The 26,068-nt window shown below is 67.4% G+C and carries 26 protein-coding genes; 20 read left to right on the top strand and 6 right to left on the bottom strand.

Annotation, left to right across the window (positions count from 1 at the left end; genetic code table 11):
- Position 1: 1 nt before the first annotated feature.
- Together C1A30_RS17460 and C1A30_RS17465 are read right to left on the bottom strand one after the other, a co-directional pair.
- The gene (locus C1A30_RS17460) at positions 2–1,678 is read right to left on the bottom strand and encodes a CocE/NonD family hydrolase (protein ID WP_101949447.1); all 1,677 of its coding nucleotides are present in this window, start codon (positions 1,676–1,678) and stop codon (positions 2–4) included.
- 10 nt (positions 1,679–1,688) lie between these two features.
- A complete protein-coding gene (locus tag C1A30_RS17465) occupies positions 1,689–2,258 on the bottom strand; it encodes a DUF3558 domain-containing protein (RefSeq protein WP_101949448.1) in 570 nt (189 codons plus the stop codon).
- Positions 2,259–2,411: 153 nt separating this feature from the next.
- Between C1A30_RS17465 and C1A30_RS17470 the strand changes: the two genes are divergently transcribed.
- The 5 genes from C1A30_RS17470 to C1A30_RS17490 are packed head-to-tail and all read left to right on the top strand — an operon-like array spanning position 2,412 to position 7,077.
- Positions 2,412–3,362: a metallophosphoesterase gene (locus tag C1A30_RS17470; protein ID WP_101949449.1), complete on the top strand. Its 951-nt coding sequence runs from the start codon at positions 2,412–2,414 to the stop codon at positions 3,360–3,362.
- Positions 3,359–4,042: a 4'-phosphopantetheinyl transferase gene (locus C1A30_RS17475; RefSeq protein ID WP_101949450.1), complete on the top strand. Its 684-nt coding sequence runs from the start codon at positions 3,359–3,361 to the stop codon at positions 4,040–4,042. Before C1A30_RS17470 ends, C1A30_RS17475 begins: the two co-directional genes overlap by 4 nt.
- Positions 4,039–4,920, top strand: coding sequence for a tRNA pseudouridine(55) synthase TruB (gene truB / locus C1A30_RS17480; RefSeq protein ID WP_101949451.1), 882 nt, complete (start codon positions 4,039–4,041; stop codon positions 4,918–4,920). The genes C1A30_RS17475 and truB overlap by 4 nt, the downstream gene beginning before the upstream one ends.
- A gap of 42 nt (positions 4,921–4,962) precedes the next feature.
- Entirely contained in the window at positions 4,963–5,397 is a 435-nt protein-coding gene (locus tag C1A30_RS17485; RefSeq protein WP_101949452.1) for a MarR family winged helix-turn-helix transcriptional regulator, read from the top strand.
- Entirely contained in the window at positions 5,398–7,077 is a 1,680-nt protein-coding gene (locus C1A30_RS17490) for an MFS transporter (protein WP_101949453.1), read from the top strand.
- On the opposite strand, the gene mntR is transcribed toward C1A30_RS17490, so the two are convergent.
- On the bottom strand, positions 7,074–7,775 hold the full coding sequence (gene mntR / locus C1A30_RS17495) for a manganese-binding transcriptional regulator MntR (protein WP_101949454.1): 702 nt from the start codon (positions 7,773–7,775) through the stop codon (positions 7,074–7,076). The genes C1A30_RS17490 and mntR overlap by 4 nt on opposite strands.
- Before the next feature lie 81 nt (positions 7,776–7,856).
- Here mntR and C1A30_RS17500 point away from each other — a divergent pair, with 81 nt between their 5' ends.
- The 7 genes from C1A30_RS17500 (at position 7,857) to C1A30_RS17530 (ending at position 15,821) form a co-directional block, all read left to right on the top strand.
- Positions 7,857–8,831, top strand: coding sequence for a bifunctional riboflavin kinase/FAD synthetase (locus C1A30_RS17500; protein ID WP_200828292.1), 975 nt, complete (start codon positions 7,857–7,859; stop codon positions 8,829–8,831).
- 94 nt (positions 8,832–8,925) lie between these two features.
- Complete coding sequence (gene rpsO / locus C1A30_RS17505) at positions 8,926–9,195, top strand: 30S ribosomal protein S15 (protein ID WP_043407856.1); 270 nt, start codon at positions 8,926–8,928, stop codon at positions 9,193–9,195.
- A 155-nt stretch (positions 9,196–9,350) separates the two neighbouring features.
- Complete coding sequence (locus C1A30_RS17510; RefSeq protein ID WP_160112765.1) at positions 9,351–10,166, top strand: class I SAM-dependent methyltransferase; 816 nt, start codon at positions 9,351–9,353, stop codon at positions 10,164–10,166.
- Between the two features lie 305 nt (positions 10,167–10,471).
- The gene (locus C1A30_RS17515) at positions 10,472–12,760 is read left to right on the top strand and encodes a polyribonucleotide nucleotidyltransferase (protein WP_101949457.1); all 2,289 of its coding nucleotides are present in this window, start codon (positions 10,472–10,474) and stop codon (positions 12,758–12,760) included.
- Positions 12,738–14,084: a pitrilysin family protein gene (locus C1A30_RS17520; protein WP_101949458.1), complete on the top strand. Its 1,347-nt coding sequence runs from the start codon at positions 12,738–12,740 to the stop codon at positions 14,082–14,084. The genes C1A30_RS17515 and C1A30_RS17520 overlap by 23 nt, the downstream gene beginning before the upstream one ends.
- Positions 14,085–14,101: 17 nt before the next feature.
- Positions 14,102–14,983: a class A beta-lactamase gene (gene bla, locus C1A30_RS17525; protein WP_101949459.1), complete on the top strand. Its 882-nt coding sequence runs from the start codon at positions 14,102–14,104 to the stop codon at positions 14,981–14,983.
- Positions 14,984–15,098: 115 nt separating this feature from the next.
- Entirely contained in the window at positions 15,099–15,821 is a 723-nt protein-coding gene (locus C1A30_RS17530) for a LuxR C-terminal-related transcriptional regulator (protein WP_369974133.1), read from the top strand.
- Between the two features lie 662 nt (positions 15,822–16,483).
- Here C1A30_RS17530 and ald read toward each other — a convergent pair.
- Complete coding sequence (gene ald, locus C1A30_RS17535) at positions 16,484–17,599, bottom strand: alanine dehydrogenase (protein WP_101949461.1); 1,116 nt, start codon at positions 17,597–17,599, stop codon at positions 16,484–16,486.
- Between the two features lie 94 nt (positions 17,600–17,693).
- Here ald and C1A30_RS17540 point away from each other — a divergent pair, with 94 nt between their 5' ends.
- From C1A30_RS17540 to C1A30_RS17550, 3 genes are read left to right on the top strand one after another with little or no spacing between them, the layout of a single operon-like run.
- Positions 17,694–18,209: an Lrp/AsnC family transcriptional regulator gene (locus tag C1A30_RS17540; RefSeq protein WP_101949462.1), complete on the top strand. Its 516-nt coding sequence runs from the start codon at positions 17,694–17,696 to the stop codon at positions 18,207–18,209.
- Between the two features lie 9 nt (positions 18,210–18,218).
- Entirely contained in the window at positions 18,219–20,942 is a 2,724-nt protein-coding gene (locus C1A30_RS17545) for a helix-turn-helix transcriptional regulator (RefSeq protein WP_101949463.1), read from the top strand.
- A 39-nt stretch (positions 20,943–20,981) separates the two neighbouring features.
- Positions 20,982–21,998: an LLM class flavin-dependent oxidoreductase gene (locus C1A30_RS17550; RefSeq protein ID WP_101949464.1), complete on the top strand. Its 1,017-nt coding sequence runs from the start codon at positions 20,982–20,984 to the stop codon at positions 21,996–21,998.
- A gap of 50 nt (positions 21,999–22,048) precedes the next feature.
- Here C1A30_RS17550 and C1A30_RS17555 read toward each other — a convergent pair whose 3' ends face one another.
- Both C1A30_RS17555 and C1A30_RS17560 read right to left on the bottom strand, forming a co-directional pair.
- A complete protein-coding gene (locus tag C1A30_RS17555) occupies positions 22,049–22,360 on the bottom strand; it encodes a hypothetical protein (protein ID WP_142392620.1) in 312 nt (103 codons plus the stop codon).
- Complete coding sequence (locus tag C1A30_RS17560; protein WP_101949466.1) at positions 22,290–23,246, bottom strand: hypothetical protein; 957 nt, start codon at positions 23,244–23,246, stop codon at positions 22,290–22,292. Before C1A30_RS17560 ends, C1A30_RS17555 begins: the two co-directional genes overlap by 71 nt.
- 456 nt (positions 23,247–23,702) lie before the next feature.
- Between C1A30_RS17560 and C1A30_RS17565 the strand changes: the two genes are divergently transcribed.
- The 5 genes from C1A30_RS17565 to C1A30_RS17585 all read left to right on the top strand — a co-directional run bounded on the left by C1A30_RS17565 (position 23,703) and on the right by C1A30_RS17585 (position 26,065).
- Positions 23,703–24,005, top strand: coding sequence for a hypothetical protein (locus tag C1A30_RS17565; protein ID WP_101949467.1), 303 nt, complete (start codon positions 23,703–23,705; stop codon positions 24,003–24,005).
- Between the two features lie 45 nt (positions 24,006–24,050).
- The gene (gene dapB / locus C1A30_RS17570) at positions 24,051–24,788 is read left to right on the top strand and encodes a 4-hydroxy-tetrahydrodipicolinate reductase (protein WP_101949468.1); all 738 of its coding nucleotides are present in this window, start codon (positions 24,051–24,053) and stop codon (positions 24,786–24,788) included.
- A complete protein-coding gene (locus tag C1A30_RS17575; RefSeq protein WP_101949469.1) occupies positions 24,785–25,258 on the top strand; it encodes a tetratricopeptide repeat protein in 474 nt (157 codons plus the stop codon). The genes dapB and C1A30_RS17575 overlap by 4 nt, the downstream gene beginning before the upstream one ends.
- 38 nt (positions 25,259–25,296) lie before the next feature.
- Positions 25,297–25,707, top strand: coding sequence for a flavodoxin family protein (locus tag C1A30_RS17580; RefSeq protein WP_369974163.1), 411 nt, complete (start codon positions 25,297–25,299; stop codon positions 25,705–25,707).
- A gap of 82 nt (positions 25,708–25,789) precedes the next feature.
- Complete coding sequence (locus C1A30_RS17585) at positions 25,790–26,065, top strand: hypothetical protein (RefSeq protein ID WP_101949471.1); 276 nt, start codon at positions 25,790–25,792, stop codon at positions 26,063–26,065.
- Positions 26,066–26,068 lie beyond the last annotated feature (3 nt).

The raw sequence follows: 26,068 nt of genomic DNA on the forward strand, positions 1-26,068 counted from the left end.
GTCACCGCGGCGGATGCGGCCCCGCCGGTAGCACCAGCCGCGACGTGCCGCCGTCGCCGAGGTGCACCGTGTGCGTCGCCGCCGCCAGCCGCCGACCGCTGAGCACCGGTTCGCCGGTGCCGAGATTGCGGACGAACCGGGGATGCGATCCGCCCGCGATGATCACCCGGATCCGCGATCCCGCGGGGAAGCGGTGGGCGATCGCGTCCAGTTCGATCCGGACGTTGCGCGAATCCGGTGTGTTACAGAGGTATCCGTCGCTGACGTTGCGGGACCGGCCCCGCGCGTCCACCTGGCTGAGCCGGACGAACAGGTCGTTGTAGGAGTTGTCGCAGGAGTGCGACAGCTGCATCACCGGCGTCCCGACGACGTAGAGGTCCGCAGGCAGCGGTGCGCTGGTGAACGTCAGCACGTCGGCGCGCTCGGCAAGTCGAGTGTCGTTGCGGTAGCCGCCTTCCGGGGCCAGCAGCCGACCACCGACGGTGGGCGTCGGGTCGCCGGGATAGAACGTGAAACTCTTCGGCGGGGTGTTCTGGTCGGGGGCGGCGCTGCCGAGGTGGCCGGCGGGCCGCAGATACAGCACATGCTCCGGCATCTCGGGCGGCCAATCGTCGAAGTCCTGCCAGCCGTACCCGTTGAGGTGAAACCGCACCGGTTTGCGTGCCACGCTGCGGGTGCCCGCTACGTGAGCGTCCAACCAGCCCAACGATTCTCGGAAGACGGTCGCGGCGCCCTTGGTCATCATCTGGGTGTGATTCCACGGTCCGACGGTGAGCGCGACCGGAACGTCACGCTCACGCAGGCGGCGGTACTGCGTCAGCGTCTGCTCGAGGAACAGGTCCTGCCAGCCGCTCAGCAGCAGCACCGGGACCTCGGTGCGGTCCAGCGCCTGATGCAGTTGCAGCGGCGCCCAATGCGGGTCGTCGTACTCGGGATGCTCGAGCCACGACTCGAACCACGGGGCGCCGGTGCCAAGCAGTCGGCGGGCTGATTCGCCGAGGGGCAGCCCGCGGGTGGCCTCGACCAGTGCCCGTCGCGCCCTGATCTGCCGGACGAGGGCGGCGATGTTGCGCGGCTCCTCCTGGTGGGCGACCATGTCGGACCAGCCGAGGAAGTCGGTGAGGCCGAATGAGCCGGTGCCCCAACGTGGTCCGCTGAGGTCGTGGGGTCCCACGGTGATGACCGCTGCAGCCATCTCCGGCGGCGGATCGGTGAGCAGCGCCCACTGGGTGAAGCCCAGGTAGGAGATCCCGATGGTGGCGAACGAACCGGTGAACCACGGCTGATCGCGCAGCCACGCCGCGGTATCGGCGCCGTCGGAGATCTCGTTGACCATCGGATTGAATTCGCCGCCGGAGCCGAACGTGCCTCGCACACTCTGGAACACCACGTGATAGCCGCGGGCCGCGTAGACGTGCGCGTAGAGCGCCGAGAACGGCCAGCCGCGGCCGTACGGGCCGCGCAGTAGAAGCGTGCCCGCCGGATGGGCCGTCGCGGGTTCGTAGTGGTCGGCGATCAACTCGACCCCGTCGCGCATGGGCACCCGCAGGCCGCACTCGACGCGGTACTCGGTGGTGTGCGGCGGCAGGTCGAGCAGGCTGCTCATGGCGCGGCCGGTGAGCCGCTTGAGTCGGGAGACGACGGGAGAAGACGAGGTGCCGGTGCTTACTGCGGTCACCTAACAAAGGCTAGTACTTGTAGAAATTGCTCAGCTCACGGCCGCGCTGCAGGTTGGTCTGCAGGCAGTCGACGTCGTCGGCGGAGTACTTCGGCGAGTAGAACAGCGTCTGCTGGATGACGCCGTAACTGGTCTTGTAGGCGATCCCACACGTGATCCACCAGCGGTCGTTCCAGTCGGTGGGCTTCATCACCCAGTACTGCGCGGCCCGGTGGCCGTTGACGTCCAACTCGAGGGCGTCGGGCGGCAGCGTCGCCTCGTAGGTGCGCCAGACGAACGCTTCGACCGTCATCTGGTAGTTGCCCGCGTCGTAGTGGCAGCGCAGCCCGTCTTCGTGGGCTGGCGGGGTGAACGCCAGGCCGATCCGCTGCACGACGTCGAGCGGGATGTCCTCGCAGGGATCGAACGGCCGCGGGTTCACGGTGTCGATGACGGGCCACTTGATGGACGTCTCGACATTGGTCATCGGGATATCGGTGGCGTCGACCCGCACGGGGCCGACGGGACCGCTCTGCCAGACCACGATCACCGCCGCGACCAGCGCACACAGTGCCGACAGGACGCCCAGTCTGGCGGCCATCCAACCCCCTTGCATCGTGGCGGCGGGGCCGCCGGCGTCGTCCGACCCTGCCGGGGAGTGTAGCCGTCCGCCCCAGCGCCCAGGTCGGGAAACGAGAACATGTTCTAGTTGCCGAATCAGGGCACCACGCTAGCGCAAGTACGCTGGTCGGTTGTGACACGAGACGGCCGCCGACCCACGCTCTGGGCGATCAGCGACCTGCACACCGGTCACACCGGCAACAAGCCGGTCACGGAGTCCTTGCATCCGTCGTCGCCCGACGACTGGCTGATCGTCGCCGGGGACGTCGCCGAACGCACCGACGAGGTGCACTGGAGCCTCGACCTGTTGCGCAAGAGGTTCGCCAAAGTCATCTGGGTGCCGGGCAACCACGAGTTGTGGACCACCAACCGGGACCCGATGCAGATCTTCGGCAAGGCGCGCTACGACTACTTCGTCAACATGTGCGACGAGATGGGCATCATCACGCCCGAGCACCCGTTTCCGGTGTGGACCGACGAGGGCGGCCCGGCCACCATCGTGCCGATGTTCCTGCTCTACGACTACACGTTCCTGCCGCAGGGCGCGGCGACCAAGGCCGAGGGGCTGGCCATCGCCCGCGAGCGCAACGTCGTCGGGACCGACGAGTTCCTGTTGTCCTCAGAGCCCTACGCCACCCGCGACGCGTGGTGCCACGACCGGGTGGCCTACACCCGCAAGCGCCTCGACGATCTGGACTGGATGGACTCCACGGTCCTGGTGAACCATTTCCCGCTGGTCCGTGAGCCCTGCGATGCGATGTTCTATCCGGAGTTCGCGATGTGGTGCGGCACCACCGCGACCGCCGACTGGCACACCCGCTACAACGCCATCTGCTCCGTCTACGGCCATCTGCACATCCCGCGCACCACGTGGTACGACGGCGTGCGGCACGAGGAGGTGTCGGTCGGCTATCCGCGGGAATGGCGGCGCCGCAAGCCATATCGATGGCTTCGGCAGATCCTGCCGGACCCGCAATACGCTCCCGGGTACCTCAACGAGTTCGGCGGCCACTTCCAGATCACCCAGGAGATGCGCGAGCACGCCGAGAAGGTGCAGGAGCGCATCAGGACGCGGCAGCCATGACGACGGCGCCGTTGCTCACCGTGGTGCTGCCCGGCGCCTCCGGGGCAGACGCTCTGGCGGCCGCCGAACTGTACGACGACCCACCGGAATTGGCGCCGCTGCCAGAAGAGGAGCCGCTGATCGCCAAGTCGGTGGCCAAGCGGCGCAACGAATTCGTCACCGTTCGCTACTGCGCCCGCCAGGCGCTCGGCGAACTCGGGGTGGCGCCGGTGCCGATCCTCAAGGGGGACAAGGGCGAACCGTGCTGGCCCGACGGCATCGTCGGCAGCCTGACCCACTGCACGGGCTTTCGCGGCGCGGCGGTCGGCAGAACCGGTGCGGTGCGGTCGGTGGGCATCGACGCCGAACCGCACGACGTGCTGCCCAACGGAGTGTTGGAAGCGATCAGCTTGCCTGCGGAGCGCGCCGAGCTGGCGACCATGCCGACAGATCTGCACTGGGATCGAATCCTGTTCTGCGCCAAGGAAGCCACCTACAAGGCGTGGTTCCCGCTGACCCATCGCTGGCTGGGTTTCGAGGACGCCCACATCACGTTCGATGTCGATGAAACCGGCACCGCAGGGGTCTTCGAATCGCGCATCCTCATCGACCCGGCCGCCGAACACGGACCGCCGCTGCAGACGCTGTCGGGACGTTGGTCGGTTCGCGACGGCCTCGCGCTGACGGCGATCGTGCTGTGACCGAAGCAGGTCTGGTCGTCGTCGACAAGCCCGCAGGTGTCACCAGCCATGACGTGGTGGGCCGCTGCAGGCGGATCTTCGGCACCCGCAAGGTGGGCCATGCGGGCACCCTCGATCCGATGGCCACCGGCGTGCTGGTCGTCGGAATTGAAAGGGCCACAAAGATTCTCGGTCTGTTGACCGCGACGGACAAAGCGTATGCCGCCACCATCCGGCTGGGCCAGACCACCTCGACCGAGGACGCCGAAGGTGAGCTGCTGCAGTCCGTCTCGGCTCGTGAGGTGACCGATCGGCAGATCGCCGACGCGATCGCCGCGCTGCGCGGTGAGATCGCTCAGGTGCCGTCGGCGGTCAGCGCCGTGAAAATCGGCGGCAAGCGGGCGTATCAGCTCGTCAGGGAGGGGCAGACCGTCGAACTCGCGGCACGCAACGTCCGCATCGAGAGGTTCGACGTGCTGGCCGTTCGTCGGCACGGCGACCTGGTCGACGTGGACGTCGAGGTCGAGTGCTCCAGCGGCACCTACATCCGCGCACTCGCCCGCGACGTCGGCGTCGCGTTGGGGGTCGGTGGTCACCTCACCGCGCTGCGCCGCACCAGGGTCGGCCGGTTCGGGCTGGATCAGGCCCGCACCCTCGACGAACTGGCCGAGCGTCCGCAGCTGAGCTATTCGTTGGATGCCGCCTGCCTGCAGTCGTTTCCGCGCCGGACCCTGACCGACGCCGAGGCCGAGGACACCCGGCACGGCAGGGCGCTGAAACCGGCCGGCATCGACGGGGTCTACGCCGCGACGACCGCCGACGGGCAGGTCCTGGCGTTGTTGACCGACCACGCCACCCGCACCAAGTCGGTGGTAGTGCTACGCCCGGCGACGCTGTGAGAGGTTTGATCAGGCCCGCCTTATCAGCCTAGGCTGATAATCATGTCCGCCGACACACGCGCCGAGGACGTGGCCAGGGCGCTGTTGCTGTGCGTGGGCCTGCTGCGGCGACGGCTGCGGCAGATCCCCGTCACCGACGAGCTCAGCTTCCCTCAGACCGCGGCACTGGGCAGGCTCGACCGCTGTGGTCCCGCGACGGCGGCAGACCTCGCCCGCCAGGAACAGATCAGCCCGCAGTCGATGGGTGCGACGCTGGGCGAACTCGAGACCCGCGGCTTCGTCAAGCGGCAGCCGGACCCCGCTGACGGCAGGCGAATCCTGTTGTCGCTGAGCGCCGCAGGCAGGCGCGCGCTCAACCGGCGGCGCAACGCGCGCGTGGAACAGCTCGCCAATGGCCTCGCCGAGTTCACCGACGCCGAACTCGAGCAGCTCGCGGTCGCCGCGCCCCTGATCGAGCGACTGGCGTACCACCTCTAGATGGCCACGGACCAGCTCGAGGCGACGACCCGCGACAACTACCGGTGGGTCGCGCTGACCAACACCACCGCGGCGGTGTTCATGTCCGCGCTCGACGGGTCCATCGTGATCATCTCGCTGCCCGCGATCTTTCGCGGTATCCATCTCGATCCGCTGGCGCCGGCCAACATCGCCTATCTGCTGTGGATGATCATGGGCTACCGGCTGGTGCAGTCGGTGCTCGTCGTCACCCTCGGCCGCATCGGCGACATGTACGGCCGGGTCCGGGTCTACAACTTCGGCTTCAGCGTCTTCACGGTCGCGTCGATCCTGTTGTCGTTCGACCCGTTCAGCGGCGCGGCGGCCGCGCAGTGGCTGATCGGCTGGCGACTGCTGCAGGCCGTCGGCGGGTCCATGCTGACGGCGAACTCGGCGGCCATTCTGACCGACGCCTTCCCGCCCGACCGGCGCGGTTTCGCGCTCGGCTTCAACCAGGTGGCCGCGTTGGCAGGCCAGTTCATCGGCCTGGTGGCGGGCGGCCTGCTGGCGGCATGGGACTGGCGGGCGGTGTTCTGGGTCAACGTGCCGGTCGGGGTGTTCGGCACCGTGTGGGCTTACCGGCGGTTGCGCGACAACGGCGAACGCCACCGCGGACGCATCGACTGGTGGGGCAACATCACTTTCGCAATCGGACTCTCCGCGGTGCTGGTCGCGATCACCAGCGGGATCCAGCCTCACGGCGGACACACCACCGGTTGGCACAGCCCGTTCGTGCTGACCGCGCTGGCGGCCGGGATACTCCTGCTGATCGCGTTCGTCGTGATCGAAACCCGGGTCGCCGAACCGATGATCCGGCCCAGCCTGTTCCGGATCCGCGCGTTCACCGCAGGCAACATGGCGACGCTGGCCGCGGCGCTGGCGCAGGGCGGCCTGCAGTTCATGTTGATCATCTGGCTGCAGGGCATCTGGTTGCCGCTGCACGGGTACGACTACGCCGAAACACCTTTGTGGGCGGGCATTTTCATGCTGCCCCTGACCGCGGGCTTCCTGGTCGCCGGACCCGCCGCGGGCGCGCTGTCGGACCGCTTCGGTGCGCGCGGTATCGCGTCGACCGGCATGCTGGCGTTCGGGCTCAGCTTCGTCGGCCTGCTGCTACTGCCGATCAACTTCCCGTACTGGGCGTTCGCACTGCTGATCGGGCTCAACGGAATCGGCAGCGGCATGTTCGCGGCGCCGAACACGTCGGCGATCATGGGCAGCGTGCCGCCCGAAGAGCGCGGTGTGGTGTCAGGTATGCGTGCGACGTTCCAGAACAGCGGCACCGCGCTGTCGATCGGGGTGTTCTTCTCGTTGATGATTGTGGGCCTTGCTCACACGCTGCCCTCCGCGTTGACCACCGGCCTGCAGGACCAGGGTGTGCCGAACGCCGTCGCCGACCAGGTCGCCGCGCTGCCGCCGGTGTCGACGTTGTTCGCCGCGGTGCTGGGCGTCAATCCGCTCGAACACCTGCTTGCGCCAAGCGGAGTGCTGACGCACCTGCCCGCCGACAACGTCGCCACGATCACCGGCGGAGAGTTCTTCCCGCACCTCATCTCGGATCCGTTCCATCACGGACTGATCGTCGTGTTCGGCGTCTCGATCGCCCTCGCCGTGCTGGCCGGTGTGGCCTCGCTGGCTCGCGGGCGCGCGCCCCGCGGCTAGCCGACCACCCAGATCGCTTCTGCCGCAGGGCTTCCCAAGTCCACGGTGACTTCCGCGTCGCCGGCGGTTTCGGGATTGTTGACCGCGACGGAGATCATCCCGGCGAAATCGCGCCTGGCCACCACCCGCAGCCGGGAGTCCAGGCTGATGCCCACAGTGTCGAAGTAGCGCAACATCTCCGGATCGGCGTCGGAGATGCGGGCCACCGTGCCGGAGTCGCCGTCGCGGCACACCGAAAGTTGCCGCGCGTCGGGTGTCGGCACCTGACCGTCCTTGGCCGGGATCGGATCGCCGTGCGGATCGCGGGTCGGATGCCCCAGCTTGGCGTCGATGCGGTCCAGCATCCGGTCCGACACCGCGTGCTCGAGCACCTCGGCCTCGTCGTGCACCTCGTCCCAGCTGTAGCCGAGTTCGCGGACGAGGAACGTCTCCATCAACCGATGCCTGCGCACCATCGCCAGCGCGGCCGCCCTGCCCGCGTCGGTCAGCGTGACGGCGCCGTACTTCTCGTGATCAACCAGCCCCTGATCGGCGAGCTTGCGGATGGATTCCGAGGCGGTGGAGGCCGACACGCCGATCCGCTCGGCCAACAGCTTGGTGCTGACCTTCTCCAGCGACCACTCCTGAGCGGTCCAGATGACCTTGAGATAGTCCTGAGCAACCGTGGTCAGGTCACGGGGATCGGGTTCAGGACTCACGGTTGCAAAGTTTAGGCAATCTTCACCTGATCCGGTGGTCCAGCGGAGCCGGCTGCGTCGGTGCGCCGTAGGCTAGCTGCTGTGCAGCGCTGGCGGGGGCAGGAAGACATCCCGACGGACTGGGGCCGATGCGTGGTCACCATCGGCGTGTTCGACGGTGTACATCGCGGGCATCAGGAACTGATCAATCACGCCGTGAAGGCAGGCCGCACCCGCGGCGTCCCTTCGGTGCTGATGACCTTCGACCCGCATCCGATGGAGGTCGTGTTCCCCGGCAGCCATCCCGCGCAGCTGACCACGCTGACGCGGCGCGCCGAACTGGTCGAGGAAATGGGCATCGACGTGTTTCTGGTGATGCCGTTCACCACCGACTTCATGAAATTGACCCCGGACCGCTACATCCACGAGTTGCTGGTCGAGCACCTGCATGTGGTCGAAGTGGTGGTGGGGGAGAACTTCACGTTCGGCAAGAAGGCCGCGGGCAATGTCGAAACGCTGCGCAAGGCCGGTGAGCGGTTCGGGTTCGCGGTGCAGGGCATGTCGTTGGTCAGCGAGCACCACCAGAACGAGGACATCACGTTCTCATCGACCTACATCCGGTCCTGCGTGGACGCCGGCGACGTGGTGGCGGCCGCCGAGGCGCTCGGCCGCCCGCACCGGGTGGAGGGTGTGGTGGTCCGCGGCGAGGGCCGCGGCCAGGTGCTGGGCTTCCCGACCGCCAACGTGGCGCCGCCGATGTACTCGGCGATTCCCGCCGACGGCGTGTATGCCGCCTGGTTCACCGTGCTGGGCCACGGCCCCATCACGGGCAGCGTCATCCCGGGGGAGCGGTATCAGGCCGCGGTGTCGGTGGGCACCAACCCAACGTTCTCCGGGCGCACCCGCACCGTGGAGGCGTTCGTCCTCGACACCAGCGCCGACCTGTACGGCCAGCATGTCGCGGTGGATTTCGTGGCCCGGATCCGCGGCCAGGAGAAATTCGACCGGGTCGAGGATCTGGTCGCGACGATGGGTGAAGACACCGAGCACGCCCGCACGATTCTGTCCGCGACGTGACCCGCTGCTAGACTTCCTGCCGACCTGGCGTGTGCTGCAGTTCGCGGTGGCCCGCCTAGAAAATTGTCGCGGACCGATTTGATGGAGTTATTTCGTGGCGCTCACTGCCGAACAGAAGAAAGACATTCTGGGCCAGTACGGCCTGCATGACACCGACACCGGTTCGCCGGAGGCGCAGGTCGCGCTGCTGACCAAGCGCATCTCGGATCTGACCGAGCACCTGAAGGTGCACAAGCACGACCACCACTCACGTCGTGGGCTGTTGCTGCTGGTCGGGCGCCGTCGTCGGCTGCTCAAGTACGTCGCGCAGGTGGATGTCGCGCGGTACCGGTCGCTGATCGAGCGGCTGGGTCTCCGCCGCTGAGCGGCGAATGGACTCACGCGCTGAGCGGCGAATGGACTCACGCGCTGAGCGGCGAATGGACTCACGCGCTGAGCGGCGAATGGACTCACGCGCTGAGCGGCGAATCGAAATCCAGCGGCTGACTAATTGGGCCGGGTTTTGGCGTTGAAGTCCGTGTGACCCAACCCGCATACGTTCTAGGCAGCGACGAACCCGAGATCACTCGGCTACAGGCGCAGGCCGCGATCCTGGCTGAACCGACGGCACTGCTGCTGCAGCGAGGTGGCATCCGGCCAGGCATGCGGGTGCTTGACCTTGGCAGCGGTCCCGGCGACGTCGCTTTCCTCCTCGCCGAAATGGTCGGCCCGCACGGTCGGGTGGTCGGCGTCGAGCGGGATGAGGCGCAAGTGGCCGCCGCCAACCAGCGTCGCGATGCGCTTGGATTGGACAACGTCGAGTTTCGCCAGGATGACGTGCGCAGCTTCGTCGACGATGAGCCCTTCGACGCAGCTGCCTGCCGGCTGCTCCTGCTGCATCTGCCCGACGCGCTCGATGTCCTTGCCCACCACCAACGCAACCTTCGCCAAGACGGTGTTTTCCTCGCGATCGATTTCGACACCGGTGGTTTGCGCACGTTGCCCGAGGTCGAGTTGTATTCGACCCTAACGGGGTGGCTGACGGCTGCGTTCGACTATGCGCACGCTGATCTTCGCGTCGGCATGCGCCTTCCGGTGCTTCTTCACCAGGCGGGTTACCGCGATATCGAGTCGCTGGGAGTGCAGCTCTACTCGTCGCCGGCCAACCTCCTATTGGCCGAGCACCTGGTCGGGGTGGTGAGCGCGATGAAAGACGCGATCGTCGCCTCCGGCGCCGCAACCGAGGAAGAGATCGGCCTGGACACGCTTGCGCAACGGTTATCAGCTGAGATCGCCGCCTCGAACGCTGTCATCACCATGCCGACCGTGGTCGGCGGCTGGGCGCGCCGTCCCTGAGCCACTGATTTCGGCGGCGTACCTGCGGCAAGGTAGGATGGCTTCGTTCGCCAGCCGTTTCGGCGCGAACGATCGGTGCGGTTCTCGCAGTTCCGCGAGCATCGCTCCCGCGTCTCATATCGGACAGTGTCTGGCCCAAGACGTGCCTGAGCGAGCGCGGTCTTCGGTAGTGGCTGCCGGGTGGCAACCCCGACAGCTTCGATCGATGGCCGTAGCCGCATCCAGGTCGGTGCTTCACCCGCTGTGACGACGCAAAACAGCTGAACAGTGAATGCACTGAACCAAGAGAGGCCATACGGACACCCATGTCTGTAGTCGAAATTGAAGACGGCGTGTACGAATCCACCGCCGTGATCGACAACGGGAGCTACGGCACCCGCACCATCCGCTTCGAGACCGGGCGACTCGCCCAACAGGCCGCAGGCTCAGCCGTTGCCTATCTCGACGACGAGACCATGCTGCTGTCGGCGACCACCGCCAGCAAGAACCCTAAAGACCACTTCGACTTCTTCCCGTTGACCGTCGACGTGGAGGAGCGCATGTACGCCGCAGGGCGCATCCCCGGCTCGTTCTTCCGTCGTGAGGGGCGCCCGTCCACGGACGCGATCCTGACCTGCCGACTGATCGACCGGCCGCTGCGCCCGTCGTTCGTCGACGGCCTGCGCAACGAGATCCAGGTTGTGGTGACCGTTTTGTCGCTGGACCCACAGGAGCTCTACGACGTCGTCGCGATCAACGCGGCGTCGATGTCCACCCAACTGGCCGGTCTGCCGTTTTCCGGTCCGATCGGCGCCGTGCGCGTCTCGCTGATCGACGGCACCTGGGTGGCGTTCCCGACCGTCGAGCAGGGCGAGAAGGCCGTGTTCGACATGGTGGTCGCGGGCCGCGTCCTCGAAGATGGTGACGTCGCGATCATGATGGTCGAGGCCGAGGCCACCGAGAACGTCATCGAGCTCGTCGCCGGCGGCGCGCAGGCGCCGACGGAATCCGTTGTCGCCGAAGGCCTCGAGGCCGCCAAGCCGTTCATCAAGGCACTGTGCGCCGCCCAGCAGGAGTTGGCCGACCGCGCCGCCAAGCCGACCGGCGAGTACCCGGTCTTCCCCGACTACGCGGAAGACGTCTACTACTCCGTCGCCTCGGTCGCGACCGACGCGCTGTCGGAGGCGCTGACCATCGCGGGCAAGAACGAGCGCAACGACCGCACCGACGAGATCAAGGCCGAGGTGCTCGAGCGGCTGGCCGAGCAGTTCGCGGGCCGCGAGAAGGAGATCGGCGCTGCGTTCCGGTCGCTGACCAAAAAGCTTGTGCGCCAACGCATCCTGACCGACCACTTCCGCATCGACGGTCGCGGCATCACCGATATCCGCGCGCTTTCCGCCGAGGTGGCCGTGGTGCCGCGGGCGCACGGCAGCGCGCTGTTCGAGCGCGGCGAGACCCAGATCCTGGGCATCACCACCCTCGACATGATGAAGATGGCCCAGCAGATCGACTCGCTTGGACCGGAAACCAGCAAGCGCTACATGCACCACTACAACTTCCCGCCGTATTCGACCGGTGAGACCGGTCGCGTCGGTTCGCCCAAGCGCCGCGAGATCGGCCACGGCGCACTGGCCGAGCGGGCGCTGGTGCCGGTGCTGCCCAGCATCGAGGAGTTCCCGTACGCCATCCGGCAGGTGTCGGAAGCGTTGGGCTCCAACGGTTCCACGTCGATGGGGTCGGTCTGTGCGTCCACGCTGGCGCTGCTGAACGCCGGTGTGCCGTTGAAGGCACCGGTCGCCGGCATCGCGATGGGCCTGGTCTCCGATGACGTCGAGACCGAAGGTGGCGGCACCGAGCGCCGGTTCGTCGCGCTGACCGACATCCTCGGCGCCGAGGACGCGTTCGGCGACATGGACTTCAAGGTCGCGGGCACCAAGGACTTCGTCACCGCGCTGCAGTTGGACACCAAGCTCGACGGCATCCCGTCGCAGGTGCTGGCAGGCGCGCTGAGCCAGGCCAAGGACGCGCGGCTGACCATCCTCGAGGTGATGGCCGAGGCCATCGACACCCCCGATGAGATGAGCCCGCACGCTCCGCGCATCACCACCATCAAGGTGCCGGTGGACAAGATCGGCGAGGTGATCGGGCCCAAGGGCAAGATGATCAACTCGATCACCGAGGAGACCGGCGCGCAGATCTCCATCGAGGACGACGGCACGGTGTTCGTCGGCGCGTCCGACGGGGTGTCCGCGCAGGCCGCGATCGACAAGATCAACGCCATCGCCAATCCTCAGCTGCCCAAGATCGGCGAGCGGTTCCTCGGAACCGTGGTCAAGACAACCGATTTCGGTGCCTTCGTGTCGCTGCTGCCGGGACGTGACGGGCTGGTGCACATCTCCAAGCTCGGCAAGGGCAAGCGCATCGCCAAGGTCGAGGATGTGGTCAAGGTCGGCGACAAGCTGCGCGTGGAGATCGCGGACATCGACAACCGCGGCAAGATCTCACTGGTGCTGGTCGCCGAGGAAGAGACAGCGGACACTGCAGCAGATACCGCGGACACCGCCGCCGAGGCACCCGCGGACGCGCCCGCCGATGCCGCGACCGCCAGCAGCTAGGTCCCGGGCGCTGCATCGCGGCGCCGGCGCCGACAAATCGTCGGACGTCGTGCGCCGCAGCACGTTGCCCGGTGGCCTGCGAGTTGTCACAGAGTTCATTCCCGCGGTGCGTTCGGCATCGGTCGGTGTGTGGGTCGGCGTCGGATCGCGCGACGAGGGCCGCACGGTGGCCGGCGCCGCGCACTTCCTGGAACACTTGCTGTTCAAGGGAACTCCGAAACGCACGGCGGTCGACATCGCCCAGGCGGTCGACGCTGTCGGCGGTGAACTGAACGCGTTCACCGCCAGGGAGCACACCTGCTACTACGCCCACGTGCTCGACACCGACCTGGCGTTGGCCGTCGACATGGTCGCCGATGTGGTGCTGCGCGGCCAGTGTGCGGGCGAGGACGTCGAGGTCGAACGCGACGTCGTGCTCGAGGAAATCGCGATGCGCGACGACGACCCCGAGGACACCCTCGGCGACCTGTTCCTGTCCGCGATGTTCACCGACCATCCCGTCGGCCGTCCCGTGATCGGCAGCGTCGAGTCGATCTCGGCGATGACCCGCGCGCAACTGCATTCGTTTCATGTCCGCCGCTACACCCCGGAACGGATGGTCGTCGCGGTGGCAGGCAACGTCGACCACGACGAGGTCGTGGCGCTGGCGCGGGAACACTTCGGGCCCAGCATGGTTCGCGGTCGACGACCGGTGCCGCCGCGCAAGGGCACCGGCCGGGTGAGCGGGAGACCGACACTGCGGGTGGTCAATCGCGACGCCGAGCAAACCCACCTGTCGCTCGGGGTACGCACCCCAGGCAGACACTGGGATCACCGGTGGGCGCTGTCGGTGCTCAACACCGCGCTGGGTGGCGGCCTGAGTTCGCGTCTGTTCCAAGAGATCCGGGAGATGCGCGGGCTGGCGTACTCGGTGTACTCGACCATCGACACGTTCTCGGACAGCGGGGCGTTGTCGATCTACGCCGCATGTCAACCTGAGCGGTTCGACGAAGTGGTCCGGGTGACCACCGAAGTGCTCGAAACGGTTGCGCGCGACGGCATCACCGAATCCGAATGCCGAATCGCCAAGGGGTCCATGCGCGGCGGACTGGTGCTCGGCCTCGAAGATTCGGGTTCACGGATGAACCGGATCGGCCGCAGCGAACTCAACTACGGCGAACACCGCAGCATCGCGCACACGCTGAACAAAATCGACGCGGTCACTTTGGACGAGGTCAACGCCGTCGCGCACCAACTGCTGTCGCGTCCTTTCGGTGCCGCAGTGCTGGGCCCGCATCGGTCGAAACGGTCTCTGCCGCAGCCGCTTCGGCACATCGCGGGCTGACCGGTAACCTGGGCCCGATGACCGGACTGTCTCGGCGCTCGGCGCTGCTCGGTGGACTGGCACTCGCGGCCGCGGCCGCATCGACGCCGAAAAGCGCGCTGGCCCAGCCGCCCGTCGCGGATCGGATCGCGGCGCTGGAGCGACGCCACAACGCCTACATCGGTGTGTTCGCCGTCGACCTCGTCGGCGGCCGGTCGTTCTCGCATCGCGGCCAGCAGCCCTTCGCCATGTGCTCCACTTTCAAGGCCTACGCCGCGGGGCTGGTGCTGCAGATGGTCGAGCAGGGTCAGCTGACGCTGGATCAGCAGGTGTTCGTCGACCCGGCAGGCGTCGTCGCCAACTCGCCGCGGACCGAGCCGAGGGCAGGCGGCAGCATGACTCTCGACGAGCTGTGCCAGGCCGCGCTGCAGGTCAGCGACAACACCGCGGGCAACCTGCTGCTGACCACCATCGGCGGGCCGCCGGCCGTCACGGCCTTCGCGCGCAGCATCGGCGACCAGGCCTCGCGGCTGGACCGCTGGGAGACCGAACTGAACTCCGCGATCCCCGGCGACCCGCGCGACACCAGCACGCCCGAAGCGCTCGGCGGCGGATATCGCACCCTGCTGACCGGTGCGGCGCTCGCTCCGCCGCAACGACAGCAACTCGAGGACTGGATGCGGGCGAACGAGACGTCGAGCATGCGGGCGGGCCTGCCCCAGGGGTGGACGAGTGCCGACAAGACCGGCAGCGGGGACTACGGCACGGCCAACGACGTCGGCATCGCCTACGGTCCCGAAGGTCAGCGGCTGCTGCTCGCGATGATGACGCGATCGCAGCTCAGCGACCCACAGGCCGCGAGTATGCGGCCGGAGATCGGTGAGCTCACCTCGCTGCTGGTACCCGAACTGCTTGCATAGGCGGCAAGTTCGAGGGAAACACCTGATTCCTCCGCCGCCCCTTCTGCAATACCTTTTTGCGAGGCAGTCGGGTCCTGCCTGCTATCGACCGGGCAAACGGGGGGAGCGATACACGTTGGCCATCGAAACAATTGCGATCCACCGCGATATGGACAGCCGTCATGCACCGCGCGCGACAGCGCACAATGGCACGGCCGCGGTAGCGGTGATCGACGAACACGACGCCATCCACGCCGCAGTGCAACTGTGGTGCCATCAGGCGCAGCCGCCGATTCCGTTCGCGGGTAACTACTTTTCGGCTGATCAATTCCTCGCCGAGCACCCGTCCGCACCCGCGGTCGGCCCCGTCGTGCTCGAACTGCAGAAATACCGCAACGGCGTTGACTTCTCCGCGCTCGATCGCATCGTTTCGCGACGGCATCGGGTAATCGTCTACTCGCACTTCGCAACTGACGAGGTGATCCTGACGGCGTTGGACCGCGGCGCGGTCACCTACCTGACCAAGGCGGAGAGCAAGGAACACCTGATCGACGCGATACGGGCGGCCGGGACGGACACCCCCTACGTGGGTCCAAGGATGGCGCTGGCGATGATCAACGACAGCACCGTCGGCCGTGCGAATCTCGCGCCGCGGGAGAAGGAAGTGCTCGTCGCCTGGTTCCGCACCGAAAGCAAGGATCTGGTTGCGCGCCAGTTGCAGATCGCGCCGACCACCGTCCGGACGCATCTGCAGCGCGTGCGGGCCAAGTACGCGGCCGTGGGGCGGCCAGCCACCACCAAGGCCGCGCTGGTGGCGCGTGCCATCCAGGACGGCATCGTCAGCGTCGACGACATCTAGCGGCAGCGCAGCAAAACTGACAGTTGCTGCCAAAACAGCAGTTCAGAAATAGCCATCAGCACGTCTAACCAGTTGCCTGCGTCGACGGGGAGGCCAGTTCGCGAAGCCTAGACGGCGTCTCGGTGTGACCCGTGTGTCCTTCGGCATGGGCATCGGGGCCGCGCTACAGCCCGCGCGAAGGCATGCGATTCGAGCAACATCCTGAGGATGGCGACCGAGCCGCCCGACAACCCCTCGCAGCCGGGCGACCGGCCTCCTTTCACATCCGGTTCAGCGGTGTCCGCGTTAGCCGCTGATACCGCAGTCTCTTCTCTGTGGTGGGAGTTTACCGTTCGGTGCCGTCCCGGTGTACTGAGAGCCTATGTCCTGATGCCCCAGTTCACACGAGTAGAGCACTACTTGTCTCCGCTCGTGTCGAATCTTGCACGATCGTCGACAGCAAATATAGGGCCATTGGTCCCGACCTCTGAAGTCGAGGTCAGCGACAGGCTGGGCGCGGGGGCGGCTATGTTTCGTTGGATGGATAGCGCGCGGGGTCGAGCATCGCGCGACGGGCGTTGCTGTCGATGTGGTCGATGAGTTGCTGGGATCGTCTCGGCGGCCACAATGACAAACCCGGGCACCGCTGATTGCGGCGCCCGGGTTCGCGGGGGTGAGAAGCGTCAGGCCAGCACTGAGGCCGGGTCGGTGAACGGTAGGTCGAGATCGGCCGCCACCTGCTCGGAGAGCAGTGCGCCCTCGTGCGTGGACAGGCCCTTGGCCAGCGAGGCATCGGCCTTGCAGGCCGCCTGCCAACCCTTGTCGGCCAACTTCACCACGTACGGCATGGTGGCGTTGGTCAATGCGTAGGTCGACGTGCGGGGCACCGCGCCCGGCATGTTGGCCACGCAGTAGAACAGCGTGTCGTGCACGGCGAACGTCGGGTCGTCGTGGGTGGTCGGCCGCGAATCCTCGAAGCAACCGCCCTGGTCGATCGCGATATCGACCAGTACTGCACCCGACTTCATCTGAGCGACAGTCGAATTCGTCACCAGCTTGGGCGCCTTCGCGCCCGGCACCAATACGGCGCCGATGACCAAGTCTGCCTGCTTGACCGCTTCCTCCAGATCCAACCTCGACGAGTAGCGGGTCTCGATGGCGCCGCCGTACTCGGCGTCGATCTTGCGCAGAATGTTGATGTTGAGGTCGAACACGGTGACGTGTGCGCCCATACCCCAGGCGACGGCAGCGGCGTTGTCGCCTGCCATTCCGCCGCCGATCACCACGACCTTGGCCGGAGCGACACCGGGGACACCGCCCATCAGGACGCCGCGACCGCCCTGGGTGCGCATCAGGTGGTACGCGCCGACCTGTGCCGACAGACGCCCGGCGACCTCGCTCATCGGAGCCAGCAGGGGCAGCGCTCCGTCGGCGGTCTGCACGGTCTCGTAGGCGATCGACGTGGTGCCGGACGCGAGCAGTGCATCGGTGCACGGCTTGGACGCCGCGAGATGCAGGTAGGTGAAGAGTGTCTGGCCCTTGCGCAGTCGTGAGTATTCGGCCTCGATCGGCTCCTTGACCTTGAGCAGCAGTTCGGCTTCTTCCCAGACCTGGTCCGCGCTGTTGATCAGCTGCGCACCCGCGCGCTTGAAGTCGGCGTCGGTGATGGCTGAGCCTTCGCCGGCACCGGACTGGACGATCACCTCGTGACCGCGGTGGACCAGCTCGGCGACGCCGGCCGGGGTGATGGCGACGCGGTATTCGTTGTTCTTGATCTCGGTCGGGATTCCGACGCGCATGACGGCTCCTAAAAAGTCCAGTTGGATAGGTAAATTGTGAAGAACTTTCGATGTGATGGCAATAACTCCGTTGACAATTCGATAAGATCGCGTCATGTCTGAAGGATCGACGAAAACTGTGCCCTCGCCGGCCCGGCCGTCGAAGGATGTTCGGCCGGTGGAGATCGACGACGTCGATCGGCGCATTCTGACGGCCCTGCACGCCGATGCGCGGATGTCGAACAGCGCGCTCGCCGACCTCGTGGGCGTCGCCGCGTCGACCTGCCATGGCAGGGTGCGCCGCCTTCAGGAGTTGGGCGTGATCCGCGGCTTCTATGCCGATATCGATCCGGCCGCGCTCGGATTGACGCTGCAGGCGATGATCTCCGTCAGCCTGCAGTCCAACGCCCGCGGGAAGATTCGCAATTTCATTCAGCACATCAGGACTCGGCCGCAGGTGATGGACGTGTACTTCCTGGCAGGGGCGGACGACTTCATCCTGCATGTCGCGGCGCGTGACACCGACGATCTGCGCGCGTTCGTGGTGGAGAACCTCAACGCCGACGCCGACGTGGCGGGCACCCAGACGTCGCTGATCTTCGAACATCTGCGTGGCGCCTCGCCGCTGTAGCTTGGAATCGTGCTGCACGGACGGGCGGCGGAGCTGGGCCAGATTCGACAACTGCTCGCCGCTGCCCGCGCCGGGCACAGTTCGATGCTGGTGCTCGCGGGCGAGACGGGCAGCGGTAAGACCGCCCTGCTGGAACATGCGGCTTCGGCAGCCGAGGACTTCCGGGTATTGCGATGTGCCGGAGTCGAATCCGAGTTCGAACTGCCGTTCGCGGCGCTACATGTGCTGCTCCGCGACTGGCTGACCCGACTGGCCGTGTTGCCACCCCCGCAGGCGACGGCATTGCAGTCCGCGTTCGGGTTGATCGACAGTCCCGGCGCCGACCGCTTCTTGACCGGGTTGGCCACCCTGACGCTGCTCTCCGAGGCCGCGGCGGAGCAGCCGCTGCTGTGCCTGATCGACGACGCCCAGTGGGTGGACCGCGAATCGCGGGAGGCGCTGCTCTTCGCGGGTCGGCGGCTTGGCGAGGAAGGCGTGGTCGTGTTGTTCGCGGTGCATGAGCACACGACGACGGACTTGCGCGGGCTGCCGATGATGGCGGTCGGCGGTATCGATGACTCGGCCGCCGCGGGGTTGATCGCCGAGCACGCGGCGGACCTCACGCCGCAGACGCGTGACCGATTGATCGCGGACGCGCGCGGAAACCCGTTGGCGCTCATCGAGTTCGCCGCCGCCGCAGGCGCCGGGCAGCTCACCCCCGCCGCACCGCCGATGGCCGCGCACCGGGTGCTCGACTCATTCGGTTCGCAGGTCGACCGGCTGCCGCCGACCACCAGGCTGGCCCTGTTGTTGGCGGCGGCGGAGGGGACCGGTGAGCTCGGGTCCGTGCTTGGTGCGGGACGTCGGCTAGGGCTGGGGCTCGAGGACTTCGAATCCGCCGAGCGCCGCCGCCTGGTCCGCGTCGGTGATGATGTCGTCGCGTTCCGGCACCCGTTGATCCGTTCGGCGGTCTATCAGCGCGCGCCCGCCGCCGATCGCGTTGCGGTGCATCGTGCGCTCGCCGATGCGCTTGGGGGACACGATGATCGGCGCGCCTGGCACCTCGCCGCCGCGGCGGAAGGATTCGACGACGAGGCCGCAGACGGGCTGGAAGCCGCCGCGCTGCGGGCCGACCGGCGCGGCGGATACGCGGCCAGCGCCGCCGCGCACGAACGGGCGGCGCAACTGACCGCAGACCGGCTGGTGCGCGGCGACCGACTGACCGCCGCCGCGATGAGCGCGCGCGACTCTGGTCAGCTACCCCGCGCCGCCGCGCTGGCACACGAGGCGTCTGCATTGACCGAAGATGCCAGGGCGTTGGCCAAGCTGGCCTGGGTCAGGGCCCGACTGGAGTTCGAACGCGGCACCCCCCGGCACGCGTCGGAGATGGTGCTGGCGGGTGCCGAGACGGTGTACGGCTGTGATGCCGAAGAGGCAGCCCGAATGCTGATCGAGGTGGTCCGGATGGCCTATTTCGCCGATGCCGCACCGCAACTCGGCCGTACCGCTGAGCTGATCGACGCGGTGCCACTGGCCGCCGATCATCCGCTGCGTCCGATGCTGGCGGCCAGCGCGATCCTTGCCCGGTTGCAGTCCGGCGAGCCCGACGACCAGATTCCGCCGCTGCCACCCGCGGTGCGCGCGATCCAGCCCGAACAGCTGGGAATGACGGTCGGCAATCTGGCCGTCCACCACGCGTTTCTGCTGATGGTCATCGGTGACGCCGACGAGGCGTTGGCACAGACCGAACGAATGCTGGTCGAAGCCCGCGCCCGCGGGCTGATCGGAGGATTGCCGCACATCCTGTTGCAGCATGCACAGGCGGCATTGGTCAGCGGCCGGCTCCGTGAGGCGTTGCGCGCCGCGAACGAGGGCGTGCAGATCGCAGAGGACACCGGCCAATTGCATTCTGCGGCGAACCTGCGCGGGGTCGTCGCGAGGATCACCGCGATGACCGGCGACGAGCAGACCTGCGTCGCATTGGCGCGAGAAGCGATACACGTTGGTACGGAACGGCATTCGTCCAGCGTCGGGTTGGCGGTACTCGCGCTGGCGGTGTTAGAACTCGGATACGGACGGTATTCGGCAGCGCTCGAGCGGCTGGCGTCGCTGCCCTCACTTCTGCGTCGGCATCCCACGTTCGCCTACCTGTCGCCGCCGGAATGGGCCGAGGCCGCGGCGCGCAGCGGGCAGCCCGAACGCGCCGCGGAGATGATGACGGCCTACCTGGCGTGGGCGACCCATCGCGACAGCCCCGTAGTCGGAGCCAACGTGCACCGCTGCCGCGCGCTGCTCGGACCCGACGACGAAGCAGAAGCTCACTACCGGGCGGCGATTCGGCTCTATGACGGCATCAACCGGCCGATGGCCAGGGCCCGCTGCGAACTGCTCTACGGGGAGTGGCTACGACGCATGCGGCGACGGTCGGAATCGCGCGAACCACTGCGCGGTGCGTTGCGGGTCTTCGACCGGATCGGTGCGCGGTCGTGGGCTGAACGCGCGCGGGCCGAACTGCGAGCGACCGGCGAGACCGTCGCTGCGCTCTCAGAACCCGGCGGCGCGCAACTGACCCCGCAGGAACTGCAGGTCGTGCGGCTTGCCGCGGCCGGTCTGTCCAACCGGGACATCGGGGCGCAGTTGTTCATCAGCCCGCGCACCGCCGGCTACCACCTGTACAAGGCATTCCCGAAGCTCGGCGTCGCGGGCAGGCACGAACTGGCCTCGCTCGACCTGTCCGCCAATACAGTCATCTGACAGATTCGGCGCCGGGCGTGCACCCGTCATGGTTGCCGCATGAAGTTCGGAGTCGACGTCCCCACATGCCTGGCCGGGATGGCGTACCCGGTGCCGTTCGCGACCGCAGACGACGTAGTCCGGATCGCAGTCGAGGCCGAGCAACTCGGCTATCACGAGGTGTCGGGCAACGATCACCTGAGCACCCAGCGGTTCGTCCGGGAGGCGTGGCGCCAGCCGCCCGACTACTTCGAACCGTTGATGATGCTGGCCACCATCGCGGCCAAGACGTCGGTGGTGCGACTGGGCACGGGCATTCTGGTGCTGCCGATGCGCGAGCCGGTGCTGCTGGCCAAGCAGGTCGCCACGCTGGACCACATCAGCGGCGGTCGTGTCACGCTGGCCGTCGCCGCGGGCGGATATCGCGACGAATTCGAAAGTGTGGTACCGGATCTCGCCGATGCGTCGCGCATCGACCTGATGGCCGAGGGCATCGAGTCGTTGCGGATCCTGTTCGAGCGGCCGCGATCCACCTACGAAGGGAAGTACCGCCGTTTCGTCGACGTCGAGTCGTATCCGAAGCCTGTGCAGGACCCCCTGCCGATCTTCTCCGGCGGCAACGGCAACGGTGCGCTTGCGCGGGCAGGTGAGCGCTGCCAGGGCTGGCTACCCGCGAAGATCGGTCCCGCGGAGATCGCCGCGGGCCGTGCCGAGGTGGCGGCGTATGCCCGTGCGGCGGGCCGTGATCCGGCGGCGGTGACGATCGGTCTGCAGACGGTTGTCTGCATCGCCGACACAGCGGACGAGGCGCGGGATCGGTTGGAACGCTCCACGTTCGATCTGTTTCGCCGGTCGCTGAAGGACACCATGATGAAGGGTGTCGACCTGGACAAGTACCTGGCCGACAACCTCATCGGCACTCCGGACGACGTCTGCGCCAAGGTGGTTGCCTTCGCTGAGGCCGGCCTGGACGGCTTCTTCGCGACGCTGTTCGTCGCCGACACCGTCGACGAAATGGTCGACCAGATGCGGCTTTTCGCGCGGTACGTGCTGCCTGCCTTCGGTGACATGACGTAACGAGAAGGCGCCCCCACCGAAGTGGGGGCGCCGACTCGATAGTTGAGGCGTCAGCCGTCCGAGCCGTCGGAGCCGCTGCCGCCGCTCTTGCCGGTCGAGGATCCGCCCTCGCCGCCGGTGCCGCCGTGGTTACCGACGCCGCCGGCACCGCCGTCGCCGCCGGTGCCGCCGGTGGCCTTGCCGCCGGTGTTGTTGGTGCCGGTGGTCGCCGCCCCGCCGGAGCCGCCGTCGCCACCGTTGCTGCCGATGCTGCCGCCGGTGCCGCCGGTACCGCCGCTGCCGCCGGTGGCGTCACCCGAGCCCGTGTGCAGGGTGGTGTTGCCGGACGTGGGCGCCGCCCGCACCGCCATCGCCACCGTCACCGAGGACAATGCCGCCGTTGCCGCCGTCGCCGCCGGAGCCTGCCGTGCCCGCCACCACAGCGGAGGCGCCTCCGCCGCCACTGCCGCCGCTGCCGATCAGGATGCCGCCGTTACCACCGTCGCCACCGTCGGCCGTTCCCACCAGGCCGGTGGCGCCGCTACCGCCGTCACCAATCAAGCCCGAGTGGCCACCGTTGCCGGTGGTCGGGTCGCTGTCGGTGCTGACGACCGACGAACCGCCGTTGCCGAGCACCAGGCCGGAATCGCCGCCATTGCCGCTGAGCGACAAGCCGCCGCTACCGATCAGCACTGCGCCGTTGCCGCCGTCGCCGGTGCCCGAGATCCCGCCGTTGCCGAGGACGATGCCGGCGTTGCCGCCGTCGCCAGTGGCCGAGATGCCGCCGTTGCCAAGCAGCAGCCCGCCGTTGCCGCCGTCCGCGCCGGCAGCGGTCGCAGTACCGCCGTTGCCGATCAACAGGCCGCCGTTGGTGGCGGTGCCGTCGGGATTGGTGGTGCCGTTACTGATCAGCGGCGTCACGATCGGCGCCAGCGGGGCCAACGGCGAGGTCGGCGCGACCAGCGAGTCCACCGTCGTCGTCACGATCGGCGTGGCCACCGTCGGCACGGCCGTCACGACCGGCACGGCCGTCGACACGACGTCGGACACCGTCGAAACAACCGGCGCCACCACCTTCTTGACCAGCGAGCCGAGCAGGCCGCCGAGGCCGGTCAACTGCACGTCCTGCGGCGCTGCTGTCGGCGGGGTGGCCGGGGTGACCGCGGCGGTCAGCGCAGCGGCGCCGCCGCCGCTCGCCAGCACACCCGCGGCGAGATACGTGGTTACTTTGAGCTTCCTTGAGGTGTTCTTCGTGCTGTGTTTGGCCATCGCCCCGGAATACCTTTCGTTGCCGATTGCAGTTCTGCTCTCTGGACAGCTAATAGATCTAGGTCAGCGAGCAACATAATGCCACTAATAATCTGATTGCCATAGCAAAATCAGGAAGATTTTTTCGGCGTGCGGTGCAAGACGCAGTTTCACCTGAGCATCGGGCCTTCTGTGGAGCGTTGGTTGGCTAACCACACGTGTCTAGCAGCTATGGTGGCAGGTCCCGTGCGGAGCGTCTTTGGGAAACAAGATCGAGTTGATCTTGAATGGCGTTTCGCAGCGCAATGTTCCCAAGTGTAGAAATCGACGGAAACGCAAATAACAGCAACTTGCCTGGCAAAGATTCACAGGCATCTCGCAGCGCGGTCCGCCAATTGCCCGTCGCACCGCTGTTGTAACGGATGCGCCAAGCCGGCACACAGCACTTCGACACGCACTTCGTCGAAAGGAAGACCAATGCAGGTGTTCATGCCGATCATCACCGGCGCAGTCGCCGCCGCCGCCCTGAGCCTGGCCGGTACCGCGGCAGCGGCACCGTCGGGTGCACCCGACGCCTCGCAGACGATCGGACAACTCCAGGCCCGCGGCTTCGACGTGATCGTCAACAAACTCGACGCCGCACCCCTGCACCAGTGCGTCGTCAATTCGGTGCGGCCCGGGCACACGTTCTCCCGGATGGATTCCGGGGCGCCCGGCGCGATGGACGACATCGTCACCACAGTCACTTCGATGACCGTCTACGTCGACGTGGCGTGCTGAACCGCGGCAGGGGGTGACCACGCTGGCGGGAGCTAGGGTAGGCCCATGCGAGTCGGAGTACTGGGCGCCAAGGGCAAGGTCGGCGCGACGATGGTTGCGGCCGTCGAGTCCGCCGCCGACCTCACGTTCACTGCCGGAGTGGACGCCGGCGACCCGCTCACCCTGTTTTCCGACAGCCAAACCCAGGTCGTCATCGACTTCACCCATCCCGACGTGGTGATGGACAACCTGAAGTTTCTGATCGACAACGGGATTCACGCCGTCGTCGGCACCACCGGGTTCACCGACGAACGGCTGAACCAAGTCAACGACTGGATCGACAGCACACCCGGCAGTGCCGTGCTGATCGCCCCGAATTTTGCCATCGGCGCGGTGCTGTCCATGCATTTCGCCAAGCAGGCGGCGCGCTTCTTCGAATCCGCCGAAGTCATCGAACTGCACCATCCGCAGAAGGCCGACGCGCCGTCGGGCACCGCCGCCCGCACCGCCCGTCTCATCGCGGAGGCGCGAAAAGGCTTGCCGCCCAACCCCGATGCCACCAGCACCGGCATCGAAGGTGCGCGTGGCGCCGATGTGGACGGCATCCCGGTGCACTCCGTGCGGTTGGCCGGCCTGGTCGCGCATCAGGAAGTGCTGTTCGGCACGCAGGGGGAGACCCTGACGATCCGCCATGACAGCATGGACCGCACGTCGTTCGTTCCCGGCGTGCTGCTCGCGGTGCGCACAATCGGTGCACACCCCGGTCTCACAGTCGGGCTCGAGCCCTTCCTCGACTTGACATGAGCGACGGGGCGCGCGCGTTGCGCATCCAGCTGCTGATCGGCTTCATGTGCGTGGCCCTGGTCGTCTACTTCCTCATGCTGGGCCGAATTGCGATGGCGTTCATCACTTCCGGCCGCCCGGCCGCGATCGGCCTCGGCATCGCGTTGATGGGGCTGCCGCTGATCGGCATCTGGGTGATGGTCAGCACGCTGCGCGCCGGTCTGGCCCACCAGCGATTGGCCCGCATCGCCAAGGACGAGGGCATGGAACTCGACGTCAGTTCGCTGCCGCGGATGCCGTCAGGGCGGATCGAGCGCGACGCCGCCGACACGCTGTTCGAGACGGTGCGCCACGAAGTCGAAGACCATCCCGGCGATTGGCGGCGCTGGTATCGACTGGCCCGCGCATACGACTACGCCGGTGACCGCAGCCGGGCCCGCGAGACCATGCGCAAGGCGGTCGAAATGCAGGAACGCGAGCGCCAACAGTGAAGACGCTGCTGCTGATCCACCACACACCGTCGCCGTACATGCAGGAGATGTTCGAGGCGGTGGTCAACGGCGCCACCGATCCCGACATCGAAGGCGTCGAGGTGGTTCGGCGGCCTGCGTTGACGGTGTCGCCCGCCGACGTGCTGGCGGCCGACGGCTATCTGCTCGGCTCGCCGGCGAATCTCGGCTACATGAGCGGCGCACTCAAGCACGCGTTCGACGTCTGCTACTACCCGTGTCTGGACACCACGCGCGGCAGGCCCTTCGGTCTGTACCTGCACGGCAACGAAGGCACCGAAGGGGCCGAGAACGGCGTCACGGCGATCACGACCGGGCTCGGTTGGGTGAAAGCCGCTGCGTACGTTCGGGTGTCAGGCAAGCCGAGCAAAGACGATCTGCAGGCGTGCTGGGAACTCGGTGCGACGGTGGCCGCTCAGTTGATGGACTGAGCGCGCCCGTTTCCCTGATCGGCGTGCACACCTGGCGGTATCGTCGGTGGGCCAACGTCTTCGAGGGGTGAGGTGGAGGTCGATGGGGGAGAAGGCCACACACTCGAAGCGGACCGCGCGTCATCCGATGGGGCCGAGCGACATCGCCCAGGCCGCACTGTTCGCCGACATCCTGTCCGCCGAAATCGCCACCCTGCGGGCCCAGCTGCGCAAGGCGGAGAAGCAATGGGACCATCGCCGCGATCGCAGCCGCGGCGAGGTCGAGACGCCTGCCCGGCTGATCCGGCTGCGGGAGCAATTGACTGAGGCACGGCGGCTCGCCGCCCGGCTCCGCAAGCTGCCAACCCCTACAGTGTGACGT

Origin of the sequence: Mycobacterium sp. 3519A (assembly GCF_900240945.1) — a bacterium.
Classification (GTDB): domain Bacteria; phylum Actinomycetota; class Actinomycetes; order Mycobacteriales; family Mycobacteriaceae; genus Mycobacterium.